13 protein-coding genes are annotated in these 14,629 nt (G+C 66.0%); 7 read left to right on the forward strand and 6 right to left on the reverse strand.

The window, feature by feature from the left end:
* Window positions 1–955: 955 nt before the first annotated feature.
* Window positions 956–1,279 (forward strand): type II toxin-antitoxin system RelE/ParE family toxin, encoded by a 324-nt coding sequence (locus tag IVB23_RS34595; RefSeq protein WP_247805012.1) that lies wholly within the window; start codon window positions 956–958, stop codon window positions 1,277–1,279.
* 4 nt (window positions 1,280–1,283) lie between these two features.
* Complete coding sequence (locus IVB23_RS34600) at window positions 1,284–1,610, forward strand: transcriptional regulator (RefSeq protein WP_247801496.1); 327 nt, start codon at window positions 1,284–1,286, stop codon at window positions 1,608–1,610.
* A gap of 275 nt (window positions 1,611–1,885) precedes the next feature.
* Here IVB23_RS34600 and flgH read toward each other — a convergent pair whose 3' ends face one another.
* From flgH to flgF, 4 genes are read right to left on the reverse strand one after another with little or no spacing between them, the layout of a single operon-like run.
* Entirely contained in the window at window positions 1,886–2,650 is a 765-nt protein-coding gene (gene flgH / locus IVB23_RS34605; protein ID WP_197967287.1) for a flagellar basal body L-ring protein FlgH, read from the reverse strand.
* Window positions 2,651–2,653: 3 nt separating this feature from the next.
* The gene (gene flgA, locus IVB23_RS34610) at window positions 2,654–3,799 is read right to left on the reverse strand and encodes a flagellar basal body P-ring formation chaperone FlgA (RefSeq protein ID WP_247801497.1); all 1,146 of its coding nucleotides are present in this window, start codon (window positions 3,797–3,799) and stop codon (window positions 2,654–2,656) included.
* Between the two features lie 10 nt (window positions 3,800–3,809).
* The gene (flgG, locus tag IVB23_RS34615; RefSeq protein ID WP_028182232.1) at window positions 3,810–4,598 is read right to left on the reverse strand and encodes a flagellar basal-body rod protein FlgG; all 789 of its coding nucleotides are present in this window, start codon (window positions 4,596–4,598) and stop codon (window positions 3,810–3,812) included.
* Window positions 4,599–4,614: 16 nt separating this feature from the next.
* Window positions 4,615–5,376: a flagellar basal-body rod protein FlgF gene (flgF, locus tag IVB23_RS34620; RefSeq protein ID WP_247805013.1), complete on the reverse strand. Its 762-nt coding sequence runs from the start codon at window positions 5,374–5,376 to the stop codon at window positions 4,615–4,617.
* Window positions 5,377–5,759: 383 nt separating this feature from the next.
* Here flgF and fliL point away from each other — a divergent pair, with 383 nt between their 5' ends.
* The 5 genes from fliL to IVB23_RS34645 all read left to right on the forward strand — a co-directional run bounded on the left by fliL (window position 5,760) and on the right by IVB23_RS34645 (window position 12,478).
* Window positions 5,760–6,257: a flagellar basal body-associated protein FliL gene (gene fliL, locus IVB23_RS34625; RefSeq protein WP_131874774.1), complete on the forward strand. Its 498-nt coding sequence runs from the start codon at window positions 5,760–5,762 to the stop codon at window positions 6,255–6,257.
* A 19-nt stretch (window positions 6,258–6,276) separates the two neighbouring features.
* The gene (gene fliM, locus IVB23_RS34630; protein ID WP_061883026.1) at window positions 6,277–7,479 is read left to right on the forward strand and encodes a flagellar motor switch protein FliM; all 1,203 of its coding nucleotides are present in this window, start codon (window positions 6,277–6,279) and stop codon (window positions 7,477–7,479) included.
* Window positions 7,476–7,922 (forward strand): DUF6468 domain-containing protein, encoded by a 447-nt coding sequence (locus IVB23_RS34635; protein WP_247801498.1) that lies wholly within the window; start codon window positions 7,476–7,478, stop codon window positions 7,920–7,922. The genes fliM and IVB23_RS34635 overlap by 4 nt, the downstream gene beginning before the upstream one ends.
* A gap of 9 nt (window positions 7,923–7,931) precedes the next feature.
* Entirely contained in the window at window positions 7,932–8,693 is a 762-nt protein-coding gene (locus IVB23_RS34640) for a flagellar protein FlbB (protein ID WP_247801499.1), read from the forward strand.
* A 101-nt stretch (window positions 8,694–8,794) separates the two neighbouring features.
* Window positions 8,795–12,478: a tetratricopeptide repeat protein gene (locus IVB23_RS34645; protein WP_247801500.1), complete on the forward strand. Its 3,684-nt coding sequence runs from the start codon at window positions 8,795–8,797 to the stop codon at window positions 12,476–12,478.
* 202 nt (window positions 12,479–12,680) lie between these two features.
* Here the strand turns inward: IVB23_RS34645 and fliP are convergent, their stop codons facing one another.
* Both fliP and IVB23_RS34655 read right to left on the reverse strand, forming a co-directional pair.
* A complete protein-coding gene (gene fliP / locus IVB23_RS34650; protein WP_061883023.1) occupies window positions 12,681–13,439 on the reverse strand; it encodes a flagellar type III secretion system pore protein FliP in 759 nt (252 codons plus the stop codon).
* Window positions 13,436–14,410, reverse strand: coding sequence for a flagellar biosynthetic protein FliO (locus IVB23_RS34655; protein ID WP_247801501.1), 975 nt, complete (start codon window positions 14,408–14,410; stop codon window positions 13,436–13,438). Before IVB23_RS34655 ends, fliP begins: the two co-directional genes overlap by 4 nt.
* Window positions 14,411–14,629: the final 219 nt, after the last annotated feature.

The following is a 14,629-nucleotide window of genomic DNA, read 5'->3' on the forward strand; positions in this document are numbered from 1 at the left end:
TCGCAATGACGGAGTGTGAGGCACGACTTCGCTTCATCAACCTAACTCGCAAAAGCGGACACGCCTTCGCATGCTCGCGGCGTCTTTCGCCCGAGTTTTGCAATCGCTTCGCCCTCCTGAAAATCAAGAAGGCGCAGGGAAGGCCGGGCGCCGGCTGGCACCCGAAGTCCCGCGTGTGCTGGAGAACGCGCACGGGGTGGACGACAGGTGATGCCGGGACATCCCGGCCTTCCCTGCGCGATGGTTTTAACGGTGTCCTTCGTGCTCTTGTGTCCGCAAAATCTGCCAGGATGTGACAACGGGCGGTTCTGACCAACCGCCCGTCGCTGGATCCGAGCCCGTTCGTGCTCAAAGGCCTAGAGCCTGTCGGGGAGCGTGGAACGGATTCGACGTGTCTTCCTCAACCCGAACAGTTGCATGGGCTTCGAGCCCGAACCGAGCAAGGAAGGGAGTGGATGATGGCACAAAACAGTCGCGTTGTCGTCGGGATTGATGTGGCCAAGGACAAGGTGGATGCATGCATTCGCTCCTCGGGGAGCGATGCACTATTGCCCCCGTCGCCTTGCGGCTGACTGATCTGCGCACCGGTTGGCCGCCACATCACCGCAAGACTTGACGCACAGACCCCGGGCGTCAGGACCACACGACTTCTCCGTCCGCGCACACCCTCGCTGGGCCCTCCACGGCTGGCGTGCGCTCGCCGTCGAGGCCATGCGAAGACGCTGTTCAACGCCGTGTCGTATCGCGCCGATCGCTGCTCACGGTTTCCCGCCCTGCAACCACCATCGCGCGCCGACGCCGTCGCGGCCACCGCATTCCATCCCTCGTTTCGTGACGATCGCGATACGCCCTCTTGTGGAACGAAACGAGAACATAATGGTCGGAGCCTGTCAACAGAAATTTATAAAATCCGAAATTCTGGAATTGAAAATTGGTAACGAATATGGTACCAAAGATTGAGATAGCGGAGTATCGGATCGGCGACCGCAGCCCGTTTCGGGATTGGCATGACGGGCTCGACGCGCAGGCGGCCGCTGCCGTTTCCGTTGCAATTGGACGGCTCGCCGATGGAAACACCTCGAACGTGAAGCCGATCGGCGAGGGCGCCGCTGAATTGAAGATCAATCGTGGTCCCGGTTACCGGGTCTACTTCGGATGGGACGGCAGCTTGCTGGTGATCCTGCTGGGGGGCGGCACCAAGCAGAAGCAGCAAACCGATATCAGTGTCGCGCTGCGCCGGTGGCGCGACTACAAAGCGCGCAAGCGGAGTGAGGGATAGGCGGATGCCATTGACCCATAGTTTTCAAGAGACCATTCGCGCGCGGGCAGAGCGCGATCCCGCCTTTCGCGAAGCGCTGTTCCTGGAGGCGATGCAGGGCCTGTTGCAGGGGGACGTCGACTACGGTCGGACGGCGCTGCGGACCTACATCAATGCCACTATCGGATTCGATCGGCTCAGCGAGGTGCTGGAGCGTCCGCCGAAAAGTCTGATGCGGATGTTCGGACCGCGCGGCAATCCGACGACCGAGAACCTGATGGCGGTGATCCACGCGCTTCAGAAGGAGACCGGCGTGCGTCTGGAGATACGCGCCGTCGCGGATGCAGCGTGAGGAATACACGCCCTCTCCGCCGTCATTGCGAGGAGCCCTTCGCGACGACGCAATCCAGAATCGTTCCGCGGCGGCAGTCTGGATTGCTTCGCTTCGCTCGCAATGACAGTGGTTGAGCAGCGATCTCGCTGCAATGGTGCACACTGACTCGCGGCCGCTATGGCACACCCCTCAAAATAGATGCGGCCTCCGGCAGGGGAGCTACCGGAGGCCGCGTCGTACACCGTCGTTCGCGCCTAGGTTCGCGAACACGATGTGGGAGCTCTTGAAGAGGCTTAGAAGGGCAGCAGCACGTCCATGACCTGCTGGCCGTAGCGCGGCTGCTGCACGTCGGTGATCTGGCCGCGGCCGCCATAGGCGATGCGGGCCTGGGCGATCTTGGTGGAGTCGATGGTGTTGTCGCTCTGGATGTCCTCGGGGCGCACGATGCCGGCCACGATCAGCTCGCGGATCTCGAAGTTGACGCGAATCTCCTGCTTGCCTTCGACGACCAGGTTGCCGTTCGGCAGCACCTGGGTCACCACGGCGGCGACGTTGGTTTGCAGGGCTTCCTTGCGGTCGACGCTGCCCTTGCCCTCGCTGGACGAGGTCGAGTCGGCGGTCAGGATACGGCCGGGCAGGATCTTGTTGGGCTGGGTGATGGTTTGGGAGCCGATGAAGTCGGTGATTCCGGAATCTTCCTTGTTGGTGCGGCTGCGCGAGGTGTCGTTCTCGATGTTGGCCTTGTCCGTGATGTTCACGGTCACGGTCAGGAGGTCGCCGACCTGGCGGGCGCGCTGGTCCTTGAAGAACGCGCGGCTGCCGTTGCGCCACAGCGAGTTCGGATTGTAGGAGGCAACTTCCGGCTTCGGCATCGGCATCTGCACCGGCTTGTAGCCGGGCTGCGTCGTCGGATTGTCGATCGCGGACAGTTTCGGCTGCTCGCCGATCTGCGACAGGCGGTCGATCGATGAGCAGCCGCTCGCCAGGGCACAAGTTGCCAGCAGCAGGGCAGAGATCGCGATGCGACGAAGGCGGAAAGCCGAACTGAACCTGGACATGACTTACTCTGACTTGGCTGGAGCTTGCGGGAGACGAGCTTGCGGGATCGGGGACTGCGGAATCTGTGCTTGGGCGATCTGGGCTGCAGACGCAGGTGTCTGGATCAGGTTGTGCGCCAGGGCTGCGGCCGGCGGCACGTCGTCACGCTTGATCGACGAGGTCTGCTCGACGGCCGGCGCCATCGGCGCGGATTGACTTCCACCCTGGACCGTCACCTGGCCACGACCGGTAACGACGCCGGTCAGCGTGCGCTTGGATTGCAGATTGAGCACGCTGACCGTGTCGCCCTCGGCGCCGTTCTCGATCGCCTTGCCGCGCGTGGTGAGATAGAGGCCGGGCACCTGGTAGATGATGGTGACGGCCTGATCGCGCAGCACGAAGTCGGGCTTGACGATGTCGGCGACGCGGAGCGGCGTGCCCGCGCGCATCGCCCGGCGCAGCTGCATGCCGATGCTGCGGTCGCGCGCGGCCGGTTGCCCGGTGACCTCGGCCTTCGGCCGGCGCTCCAGCGAGACGTCGGAGGATTTCAGAAGCTCGGCGCGGTCGATGTCGCGGGTCAGCACGGCCACTTCCACGGTCTCGATCGCGGTGCCGGTGAAGCGCAGCTTGGTCGGCGCAGAGTTGCTGTCGTTGGCAATCTCGAAGGCGACGTCGAAACGGCCGCTGCGGGCGTCGTAGCGGGTTGCGACCGGCTCGAGCGCGCCGGTGTTGGAGGCATCGAGCCGCATCTCGGCGACGCCGCGGTCGAACGTGACGGTGATGTTGGCGGCTTCTCCGAGGCCGAAGCGGCGCTCGAGCGCAGCGGTGACCGCGTCCTGGATGTCCTTGCTCGCGAGCGTGCGGGCGAGGCGGGTGACCTGGACCTCCTTGATGTCGCCGGTCGTGACGCCGATCACCTGTTTTGCCCGCAGCACCGCGAGCACCTGGCCGACCGTCAGCGTGCCGGTGGTGCCGAGATCGGGCGAGCGGTAGACCGGGATCAGCGCGGCGGATCCTGCGTTCTCGATGAGATCGCCGATCCGCACCACGTCCGCCGTGACGGTGACGCTGGCGCGCAGCGCCGGCGAGGCGATGAATTCGTCGGCGGCCACTGCCGGCAATGCCAGCAGCAGAAGGGTCGAGATCGAGGCGAGCGTGGTGCGGATCATCGTCATCACCTCAGCGGAACAGCGCCGTGGTCGACTGCATCATCTGGTCGGCTGCGCTGATGACCTTGGCGTTCATCTCGTAGGCGCGCTGCGCGGCGATCAGGTCGCTCATCTCCGAGACGACGTCGATATTGGCCTGCTCCAGGCTGCCCTGCGTGATCTTGCCGTAACCCTCGGAGTTGGCCGTGCCGTCCTGCGGCGCGCCGGACGAGGGGGTCTCGATGAACTGGTTGTTGCCGACGGGCTGAAGGCCCGCCTTGTTGATGAAGCGCGTGACGCCGATCTGGCCGATGATCGACGAGGTCGACGAACCCGGCAGCGTCACCGAGACCTGGCCCTGCTCGCTGACCGAGATCCCCGAGGCGTTGTTCGGAATGGTGATGGTCGGCTGCACCGGGTTGCCCTGCGCGGTGACGACGCGGCCCTGATTGTCCATCTGGAAGGTGCCGTCGCGGGTGTACTGGTAGGTGCCGTCGGGCATCAGGATCTTGAAGAAGCCGTCGCCCGAGATCGCGAGATCGAGGTCGTTGCCGGTCTGCGACAGCGTTCCCTGCGTCATGCTGCGCGGTGTGCCGACGGTCTTGACGCCGCCGCCGATGTCGACGCCGACCGGCAGGATGGTTCCCTGGTCGGACGACTGGGCGCCAACGCGGCGGACGTGCTCATAGATCAAGTCCTGGAATGCCGCGGTCTGCTTCTTGAAACCGGTGGTGCGCAGGTTGGCGATGTTGTTGGAGATCACCTGAACGTTGAGTTCCTGTGCCGCCATTCCGGTCGCAGCGGTGTGAAGCGCCTGCATGTCAGTTCTCCTTCAATCAGGCCGGAACGTCGGCGAGCTTGTCGATCGCCGATTTGTGGAGGTCGCTCTGCTGCTGGAGCAGGCTGGCGATCGCGGTGTAGCTGCGCATCACCTCGACCATGCGGGTCATCTCGCCGACCGCATTCACGTTCGACTTCTCGATGTAACCCTGCTGCAAGGTGGACTTGGTGTCGGCCTGCTGGTTGGCCGAGCCGGCGCCATAGAGATTGCCGCCGAGCTTGGTCAGCTTGGCCGGATCGTCGAACGACACCATGCGGATCTTGCCGCGGATCGAGTCGGTCCGCGCCGTCCCCTCGAGCACCGTGACGGTGCCGTCTGGCGCGACATTGATGTCGTGGTCGGTCGGCTGGAAGGTAATCGGGCCGGCATTGCCGAGCACGAGATCGCCGCTCGCGGTGACGAGCTGGCCGGTGCTGTTGAGCGAGAACTTGCCGTCGCGGGTATAGAGCTCGCCGCCATTGGCCTGCACCGCGAAATAGGCGTTGCCGTTGATCGCGATGTCGAGCGGATTGTTGGTCGGCTCCATCGGCCCCTGGCCGACGTCGCGGAAGGTGCCGCGATCCTGCACATAGGAGATCCGGCGGTCGCGACCGATGAAATTGTCATGACGTGCGTTCGAGTTGAGATACTCCTCGAACAGCGAATGGTCGGCCTTGAAGCCGTTGGTGTTGGCATTGGCGACGTTGTTGGCGATGACGTCCATCTGCCGTTCCAACGTCATCTGCCGTGACAAGCCGATCAGAAGCGCGTTCTGCATCGGAAATCTCCCCTGAGTGAGATCTGCCATTTCGCTCTCCCAAGCGCCTTGGCGGATCCCGTGAACGAGACCTCGGGTTCTCCCAAACCGTGAGGTCTCGGTCCTCTCTCAGCGAAAGCCGTGCCAACTCGAAAAACTTCGAAAATTCAAATGGTTGCTGATTTTTGAGAGGTGCGGAAGGGCGGCAGAAAGGTTCTGTTAGCCATGTCTGCCCGGCAGATTTTTCCTAGCGGAGGCCCAATCGAAAGGTTCCGTTAACCATTATTACCGTAGCGTTTGCGCATCAGAGGAGCGCATTGCGCTGGGGCATTTGTATCGCGTCACTGTCTGCCAGGAGGCTTCGCTCTTTCGACCCCTTTGAGAAATGAACGAGCGCGGCAACCATGGCAGAGAATGAGGAAGGCGGCGCAGCCGCCGACGGCGCGGAAGCCGCTCCGCCGAAGAACAAGCTCAAGCTCATCATCATGGCCGTCGGTCTGCTCGCCGTCCTCGGCGGCGGTGCGGCGACCTGGTTCTTCTTCTTCCGTCACGGCGAGGGCGAGCACCATGCCGAGGCGGCGCCGCCGCCGAAGCCGCCGGCCTTCGTCGACGTCCCCGACCTCATGGTCAACCTCGCCGGCTCGCCCGGCGAGCGCGTGCAATATCTGCGGCTGAAGATCGTGCTGGAGCTGAAGGAAGAGAAGCAGATCGAGGCGATCAAGCCGACGATGCCGCGCGTCACCGACATCTTCCAGACCTATGTGCGCGAGCTGCGCCCTTCCGACCTCAACGGCTCCGCCGGCATCTTCCGCCTCAAGGAGGAGCTGACCAAGCGCGTCAACGCGGCGGTCGCCCCGATCCAGGTCAGCGCGGTGCTGTTCAAGGAAGTCGTGGTCCAGTGAGCATGACGGGCTAGGGATCATGGCGGGCAACGACCAGGTCGACCAGGATGCAATTGCCGCCCAGTGGGAGGCCTCGCTCGATTCCGAGGATCCCGCCGAGGCCGCAAAGGCTGCCGCCGAGAACGAGCTGTCGGAGACCATGGCCCTGCAATGGGCGGCCATGGTCGAGGACGGCAGTCGCGATCTCGGCACCGGCAAGAACTCCGGCGAGCGGGTGCTGTCGCAGGAGGAGATCGACAATCTCCTCGGCTTCACCGTCGGCGACGTCACGCTCGACGATCATTCCGGCATTCGCGCGATCATCGATTCTGCGATGGTCTCCTACGAGCGTCTGCCCATGCTCGAAATCGTCTTCGACCGCCTGGTGCGGCTGATGACGACGTCCTTGCGCAACTTCACCTCCGACAACGTCGAAGTCTCGCTCGACCGCATCACCTCGGTGCGTTTCGGCGACTACATGAACTCGATCCCGCTGCCCGCCGTCCTCACCGTCTTCAAGGCCGAGGAGTGGGAGAATTTCGGCATGGCGACGGTCGATTCCAACCTGATCTATTCGATGATCGACGTGCTGCTCGGCGGCCGCCGCGGCACCAGCCAGCTCCGCATCGAGGGCCGGCCCTACACCACGATCGAGACCGAGCTGGTCAAGCGGCTGGTCGAGGTGGTGCTCGCCGATGCCGAGCAGGCGTTCCGGCCGCTGTCGCCGGTGACCTTCACGATCGACCGGCTCGAGACCAATCCGCGTTTCGCCGCGATCAGCCGTCCCGCCAACGCAGCGATCCTGGTCCGCCTGCGCATCGACATGGAAGACCGCGGCGGCAATATCGAGCTGCTGCTGCCCTACGCGACCATCGAGCCGATCCGGGGCGTCCTGCTCCAGATGTTCATGGGCGAAAAGTTCGGCCGCGACCCGGTCTGGGAAGGCCATTTCGCCACCGAGATCGTGCAGGCCGAGATCGCCGTCGATGCGGTGCTCTACGAGGCCGACATTCCGCTCAAGCAGCTGATGCGGCTCAAGGTCGGCGACACGCTGCCGCTGGACATGCGCGCCGACGCCAACGTCACCGTCCGCTGCGGCGACGTCACGCTGACCGAAGGGCGGATGGGCCGGGTCGGCGACCGCGTCGCGATCCGCGTGACGAAACCCTTGCGCAAGCCAAGTACGACACTTGCGATGTTCGAGAAGGTCGACGAGCAGAACAAGATGATGGAGGCCCCATGAACCACTCCCTGGGAATGGCGATCGAGACGCTGGTGGCTATCCTGCTGATGCTGACGATCGTCTACTGCGTCATGCTCAACAAGCGGCTGACGCGGCTGAAGGCGGACGAGCATTCGCTGAAGGCGGTCATCGGCGAGCTGATCACCGCGACCGAGATCGCCGAGCGCGCAATCGGCGGGCTGAAGCTCGCCGTGCGCGACGTGAACGAGAACCTCGGCAGCCAGCTCGCCGCCGCGACGCAGATGTCGGACCAGCTCTACAGGCAGCTCGGCGAGGCCGACAACGTGGTGCGCCGCCTGTCCAAGATCGCGATCGCCGCGCGTCCCGTGACGAACCCCGAAACAGCTGCCGCGCCTGCGGCCAAGCCGTCGACGGCGAAGGCGGTGGCGGCTGCGGCCGAAGCCTTCTCCGAGCGCCGGCGAACCAACGGCCTTGCCGCATAAAGCCTGGGTATGAAGTCCTTTCGTAACATCCGCGTCATTCCGGTCGTCCTGGTCGCCGTCGCGGGCCTCGCCACGCTGAAGGTGGCCGGCCTCGTCATCAACGGCGGCTACGTCTTCGACTACAAGCCGAACCAGGCCAGGAAATCCTGGGCGCAGGAGAACCTGAATTTTCCCGGCGGCGAGGACCCCGACATCACCGGATCGACCCATGGCGCGCCGAAGGAGCCGCCCAAGCCCGCCGCGCCCGAGACCAAGATGGAAGGCGGCACCCCGGTCAAGATCGACGAAACCCAGCCGCAGGTCTCAGCCTCGGAACGTGCGATCCTGGAACGGTTGCAGGCGCGGCGGCAGGAGATCGAGGCCCGCCAGCGCGAGATCGACATTCGCGAAAGCTTGCTGAAATCGGCCGAGAAGCGCATCGAGAACAAGGTCGAGGAGATGAAGGCGGTGGAAACCCGCATCTCCGCGACGCAGGCCGAGCAGAAGGCCGCCGAAGCCCAGCGCATGAAGGGCCTCGTGACCATGTATGAGGGGATGAAGCCCAAGGATGCCGCGCGGGTGTTCGACCGGCTCGAGATGGGCGTGCTGATCGAGATCGCCTCGGCCATCGCGCCTCGCAAAATGTCGGACATCATGGGATTGATGTCGCCGGAGGCGGCCGAGCGGCTGACGGTCGAGATGGCCCGCCGCGCCAATGGCGGCGGCGATCAGTCCGCCTCGGCCGGCGATCTTCCCAAGATCGAGGGCAAGCCGACGCAAAAGCCGAATTGAGGGCTCATACTTAAGAAGTCCTTAATTGGGAAAACCTTAGATTCGACGGCACGGCCGGCGCCAGTGCCGGCACGCCCGCCGAACCGGAAGAAATGCCGCCAATGGCGCGAGAGGCTGCCGCTGGATTTGTGTCGCGAGCCCGCGCAGTGGCGCGGGGATTGTCGCGTCATGTCCGAAAAGCGCCCTTGCTGGCGGCCTGTTTCCTGATTGGCCTTGCGGCCCCGGTCCGGGCGGCCGACCTGGTCAGGGGCGAGGCGAGTTTTTCCGCCGGCGGGGGCTTCGCCCGTCTCGTCATCAGGCTCGGCGAGGACGTTCCCTCCGAGGTGACGACCGCAGGCTCCATCCTCGTGATCCGCTTCGACCGGCCCGTCGACGTTCCGGTCGACCGGATCCCGGAAGGTGCGCCCGACTACGTCAACTCCGCCCGCCGCGACCCGGATGGGAGCGCGATCCGCCTGTCGCTGGCGCGGCGCGTCACCGTCAACACCATGAACGCGGGCGAGCGCACCTTCGTCGACCTGCTGCCCGAAGGCTGGAAGGGACCGCCGCCGAGCCTGCCCATGGACGTGGTCAAGGAACTCGCCGAGCGCGCACGCGTGGCCGAGCGCGCGCTGCGTGCCCAGCGCGCCGCGGCCGAGGCCAGGAAGCGTCCGCAGATCCGCGTGCGTGCTTCGGTGCAGCCGACCTTCGTGCGGTTCGTGTTCGAGATGCCCGACGGCGTCGGCGTCTCCTCCGTGCTCAACGAGCAGAAGCTCACGCTCGTCTTCAACGCCAACCTCAATTTCGATCTGGCGGACGCGGTCGTCGCGGCGCCGCCGAACGTCGCCTCGATCAAGCAGAAGGCCGACATCGACCAGACCAATGTCGAGATCGCGCTGATCGGCGATTCGGACGTGCATTCGTTCCGCGACGAGAAGAACTACGTCGTCGACGTCGCCTTCCAGCCCGACAAGGGCAAGGCGGCCGCGACGCCCGAGGCGGCGATCGCACAGATGAAGCCCGCCGGTCACGCACCGGCGCCTGCGCCGCAAAAGCCGGCGGCCGAGAAGCCGAAGGACCCCCGCAGCGAGATCGCGCCGCCGACCTCCGAGACGATCGCACGCGAAGCCAAGATCGACATCAAGCCCGAGGTGAAGCCGGAAGCGCCCGCCGTGCTGCCGTCCACCGAGGCGCCGAAACCGGCAGCCGCTCCCGCGGTCGAAGCTGCGCCCGCTCCGGAAGTGCCCAAGGAAGCCGCGCAGCCGCCGCCCGCTCCCGAAGCCGCGGCGGCGCCTGCCAGGCCGGCGCCGGCCGACGCGCCGAAAGAGCCGGTCAAGGAAGTTGTCAAGGCGGCGCCGGCTGCGCAGCCCGCCGTTGCCAGCGTCGATGCGCGCCGCGACAGCGACGGATTGCGCGTGACGTTCCCGCTTCAGGTCGCAACGTCGGCGGCGGCGTTCCGCCGCGGCGACACGGTATGGCTGGTGTTCGATACGCCGAAGCCGATCGATGTCGAGGCGATCCGCACCAAGGGCGGCGCCATGATCGGCGAGGTCGGCCGCATCCCGCTCGACAAGGGGCAGGCGGTGCGCATCCGTCTCACCCGTCCGCTGGTCTATTCGCTGACGAGCGAGGAGGTCGGCAAGGAAACCAACTGGCTGTTGACGCTCGCCGACAAGATCCAGGCGACGCCGCTGCCGCTGATGATGTCGCGCAACATCACCGATCCCGCACTCGCCAACATCGCGATCCCCTTCGCCAATCCGGGCCTTCTGCACAAGCTCACCGATCCCGACGCCGGCGATACGCTCTATGTCGTCACCGCGCAGCGGCCGGTGCGCGGCTTCATCAAGCGGCAGGATCTCGTCGATCTCTCGCTCCTGGAATCCGCGCACGGCATCGCGATCCGGCCCAACTCCGACGAGGTCGGCGTCGAGGTCGGCTCCGACAAGGTGATTGTCGGCAAGAAGGGGGGCTTGACGCTCTCGCCGGTCGACATCTCGGCCGAGCGGGCGCCGACCGCGGTGCGCCCGATCTTCAGCCCCGAAGGCTGGCGCAAGGGCCAGTCGGAAAACTTCATGGTGCGCCAGAGCGAGCTGATGACGGCGATCTCGGCGGTCGAACCGGCACTGCGTTCGCTGCCGCGGCTCGACCTCGCGCAGTTCTACATGTCGCGCGCCATGTATCACGAAGCCAAGGCCGTCACCGACGCGATGCTGAGCGATCCCCTCAACAAGGAGGAGAGTGGTGCGCTGATCATGCATGCGATCGCGAGCATCCTGATCGGCCGGCCGGCGCAGGGCCTGAAGGACCTCGCCAATCCCGTGATCGGCAACAGCCACGATTCCCAGCTCTGGAAGGCGCTCGCCTATGCGCGCCAGGGCAAATGGGCGGACGCGCGCGAGAAGTTCAAGAACGTCGAATTCGCGATCGCCTCTCTGCCGCTCGACATCCAGCGCATCGTGACGATGGACGCGATGCGCGCCTCGCTCGAGGTCAAGGACTATGCCGGCGCCTCCAAGCGCCGCAGCGAGCTCGAGGTGGTCGGTGTCCCGCCTGAGGCTGCACCCGGCTTCGCCGTGCTGCGCGGCCGGCTCGCCGAGGCGCTCGGCCACGACAAGGATGCGCTGGACGACTACAGGTTCGCGGTCGCCTCGAGCGACCGGCCGGCTGCGGCGGAGGCCAAGCAGCTCGAGGTCGCGCTGCGTCAGAAGCGCGACGAGATTGGCAAGGAAGAGGCGCTGCACGAACTCGAGACGTTGTCGATGACCTGGCGCGGCGACACGATCGAGGTCAAGACGCTCCAGATGCTGTCGCAGCTGTATGCCGAGAACGGGCGTTACCGGGATGCGCTCACCGCCGCGCGGACCGCGACGAGGCTTCAGCCGAACGCCGAAGCTTCGCGTCAGGCTCAGGATCTCGCCTCCGAGCTGTTCACGCAGCTATTCCTCGGGCCGAAGGGCGACGAACTGCCGCCGGTCGAGGCGCTCGGGATGTTCTACGAGTTCCGCGAGCTGACGCCGATCGGCCGCCGCGGCGACGAGTTGATCCGCCGGCTCGCCGACCGTCTCGCCTCGATCGATCTGCTCGACCAGGCCGCCGAGCTCCTGCAATACCAGGTCGATCATCGCCTTGAAGGCGCGGCACGGGCCCAGGTCGCCGCGCGCCTGTCCATGATCTATCTCGCCAACCGCAAGCCCGACATGGCGATCACCGCGCTGCGCGCGAGCCGCATCAGCGATCTCTCCGGCGAGCTCCGGCAGCAGCGCCTGCTCCTGGAAGCGCGCGCACAGAGCGACGTCGGCCGCCACGATCTCGCGCTCGACATCGTCTCCAACGTCTCCGGGCGCGAAGTGCTCCGCCTTCGCTCCGACATCTTCTGGGCGGCGCGGCGCTGGCGCGAGTCCGCCGAGCAGATCGAACTCTATTACGGCGAGCGTTTCCGCGACTTCAAGCCGCTCAATGCGGTCGAGAAGAGCGACATCATCCGCGCCGCCGTCGGCTATGCGCTCGCCGACGACTCGATCGGCCTGTCGCGCTTCCGCGAGAAATACGCGCCGCTGATGAGCGAGAGCGCCGACCGTCTCGCCTTCGACATCGCCAGCAAGCCGGCCGCAGCCTCGAGCGCCGAATTCGCCGAGATCGCCAAGCTGGCTGCCAGCGTCGATACGCTGGACGGCTTCCTGCGCGAGATGAAGCAGCGCTTCCCCGACGCCAGCGCCCGTGCGCCGCAGGCCAGGGACGAGTCCGACCACACCGGCTCGCTGCCCACGATCCCGGTCGTGCGGCAGATCAAGATGACGCGGTAGGGTTTGGTTGCCGCGCGAAGCGCGGCCCGTGACGGCTCGACATTCTCCGTCATTGCGAGCGCACCGAAGCAATCCAGAGTCTCTCCGCGGCGGCAGCCTGGATTGCTTCGTCGCAAGTGCTCCTCGCAATGACGGGGAGGGGGGCGGGCGCAATTGCCGGTGGCGGAGAGGATGCGGCGGCGACGTGGGGCCGGGCCGGGCCTTACCCCCCGTAACTCTGCACCAGGCTCCCCGCCACCAGCGACCAGCCGTCGACCAGCACGAAGAAGATTAGCTTGAACGGCAGCGAGATCGTCGCCGGCGGCAGCATCATCATGCCCATCGACATCAGCACCGAGGCGACGACGAGGTCGATGATCAGGAAGGGGAGAAACAACAGGAAGCCGATCTCGAAGGCGCGCTTCAGCTCGGAGATCATGAAGGCGGGAACGAGGATGCGCAAGGCGAGTTCGTCGGGGGTGGCCGGCGGGGGCTCGCCCGACAGGTCCAGGAACAGCTTGAGGTCCTTCTCGCGCACGTTCTTCTGCATGAAGCCGCGCAAGGGGACGGAGGCGCGCTGGAGCGCATCCTCGACGCCGATCTGGTTGGCGACAAGCGGGCGGATGCCTTCGTCGTAGGACTTTTGCAGCACCGGGCCCATCACGAAGAAGGTGAGGAACATCGCGAGCGCGATGATTACCGAGTTCGGCGGGGCGGTCGCGGTGCCCAGCGCGGTGCGCAGCAGCGACAGCACCACCACGATGCGTGTGAACGACGTCATCATGATCAGGATCGACGGCGCGATCGACAGCACCGTGAGCAGCGCGATCAGCTGGATCGCGCGCTCGGTGACGCCGCCGCCGCCAGCGCCGCCGCCGAGATTGATGCTGATGTCCTGGGCATGCGCCGGCATCGCGAGCGAGGCCGCGCCGATCAGGATAGAAAGGAAAAGAACTCTACGCGGGAGGGCCGACAACCTCACGAAGACGGCTTCGGACGGCCGAGCAGGGAGGCCATCTCGTCTTCGAGATTTTCAAAACTGGTCTTCTCCGCGGCCGGCTTCGCGGCCGGGGCGGGTGGCGCCGGCGGCTCGCTGCGGGCGGCACGCGGGGGCGCGGCCGGCGGCTCCGGCGCAACCGGAGGCGCGACCGTTTCGCCGGCCGGGCGGCGCAGGGCAGCCTCTAGCCGCTGCGCCATTTCGGCGAGATTCTGCTCGGCGCTCGAGGGCACAGGGGCCGGTGCCGGCGGCGGAACGGGCGCAGCCTGCGGCACAGGCGGAGGCGGCGGGGGCGCCGCGGCGCGCTCGGGGCGCATCGGCGGCATCTTCACCGGCTCACTCTGGCGCGGCGGACGCGGCATCAGCGGCGGTTCGCCGCGGGCGATGCGCGGCGGCAGGGGCTCGGGCCGTGGTTCGCGCTCGGGACGCGGCGCGATCGGCTCGGGTGTAAAGCCTCCCAGGGGCGGTTCGCCGCGACGTTCGGCCAGCGCAGGAGCAGGACGGCGCACCTCGTCGGCGAAGGATGGGCGGGCGGGCCGCGGCGGGGGCTCGGGCATCTGCGGCTCGGGATGATCGAGCAGTTCCGGTCGCGGCGCCTCGTCGGCCCAACCGGTGAGGTCGGGCATGGGGGCGAGGCGCGGCGGCTCGGCGGCGTTGGGACGCTGCGGGAGCTGGTCGCGGCTCGGCGCGGCGCGAACGATATTGGGCTCGACGACGATGTCGGTGGGGCCGCCGATCATCAGGAGGTGCTCGACATTGTCGCGCCGGACCAACACCAGACGGCGCCGGCCGTCGACCGCGGCGGCGTCGATCACGGCGAGCCGGGGCATCCTGCCGCGCTGGGTGTTGGCGCCCAGCCGGCTGCTGCCGAATCGGCGAACCAGCCATGCAGCGACGCCGATCAACGCCAGAACGGCGATGAACGCGACGATGAAGGTGATAGGGCTGCCTTGCATACTTGTCCCCGACAAATGGCGCTTTTCTCGTACCCATGGTCAGCTTTGCCAACCACCGGCGTACGATGCCCCAAGCTGCGATTTCTTAACGTTCCACGGCAAGTTTTGCCGTCCCCAACTCTTAATAACCCATGAATCGCCCGATCCAAAACGACTTCTTGGCCTGTGCACGCTCCGCCAAACGATTGGGTTAATGCCACTTTTCGAGGCGTAGAATCA

The sequence above is a fragment of the Bradyrhizobium sp. 191 genome, from assembly GCF_023100985.1.
Lineage (GTDB): Bacteria > Pseudomonadota > Alphaproteobacteria > Rhizobiales > Xanthobacteraceae > Bradyrhizobium > Bradyrhizobium diversitatis.

Excerpts from the sequence above, each read along its gene's own strand:
- fliM (WP_061883026.1), top strand. The coding sequence starts at position 6,277 with ATGGCGGGCAACGACCAGGTCGACCAGGATGCAATTGCCGCCCAGTGG.
- flgF (WP_247805013.1), bottom strand. The coding sequence starts at position 5,376 with ATGCAGAACGCGCTTCTGATCGGCTTGTCACGGCAGATGACGTTGGAA.
- IVB23_RS34645 (WP_247801500.1), top strand. The coding sequence starts at position 8,795 with ATGGCGCGAGAGGCTGCCGCTGGATTTGTGTCGCGAGCCCGCGCAGTG.
- IVB23_RS34600 (WP_247801496.1), top strand. The coding sequence starts at position 1,284 with ATGCCATTGACCCATAGTTTTCAAGAGACCATTCGCGCGCGGGCAGAG.
- IVB23_RS34640 (WP_247801499.1), top strand. The coding sequence starts at position 7,932 with ATGAAGTCCTTTCGTAACATCCGCGTCATTCCGGTCGTCCTGGTCGCC.
- flgA (WP_247801497.1), bottom strand. The coding sequence starts at position 3,799 with ATGATCCGCACCACGCTCGCCTCGATCTCGACCCTTCTGCTGCTGGCA.
- IVB23_RS34655 (WP_247801501.1), bottom strand. The coding sequence starts at position 14,410 with ATGCAAGGCAGCCCTATCACCTTCATCGTCGCGTTCATCGCCGTTCTG.
- fliL (WP_131874774.1), top strand. The coding sequence starts at position 5,760 with ATGGCAGAGAATGAGGAAGGCGGCGCAGCCGCCGACGGCGCGGAAGCC.
- flgH (WP_197967287.1), bottom strand. The coding sequence starts at position 2,650 with ATGTCCAGGTTCAGTTCGGCTTTCCGCCTTCGTCGCATCGCGATCTCT.
- IVB23_RS34635 (WP_247801498.1), top strand. The coding sequence starts at position 7,476 with ATGAACCACTCCCTGGGAATGGCGATCGAGACGCTGGTGGCTATCCTG.
- flgG (WP_028182232.1), bottom strand. The coding sequence starts at position 4,598 with ATGCAGGCGCTTCACACCGCTGCGACCGGAATGGCGGCACAGGAACTC.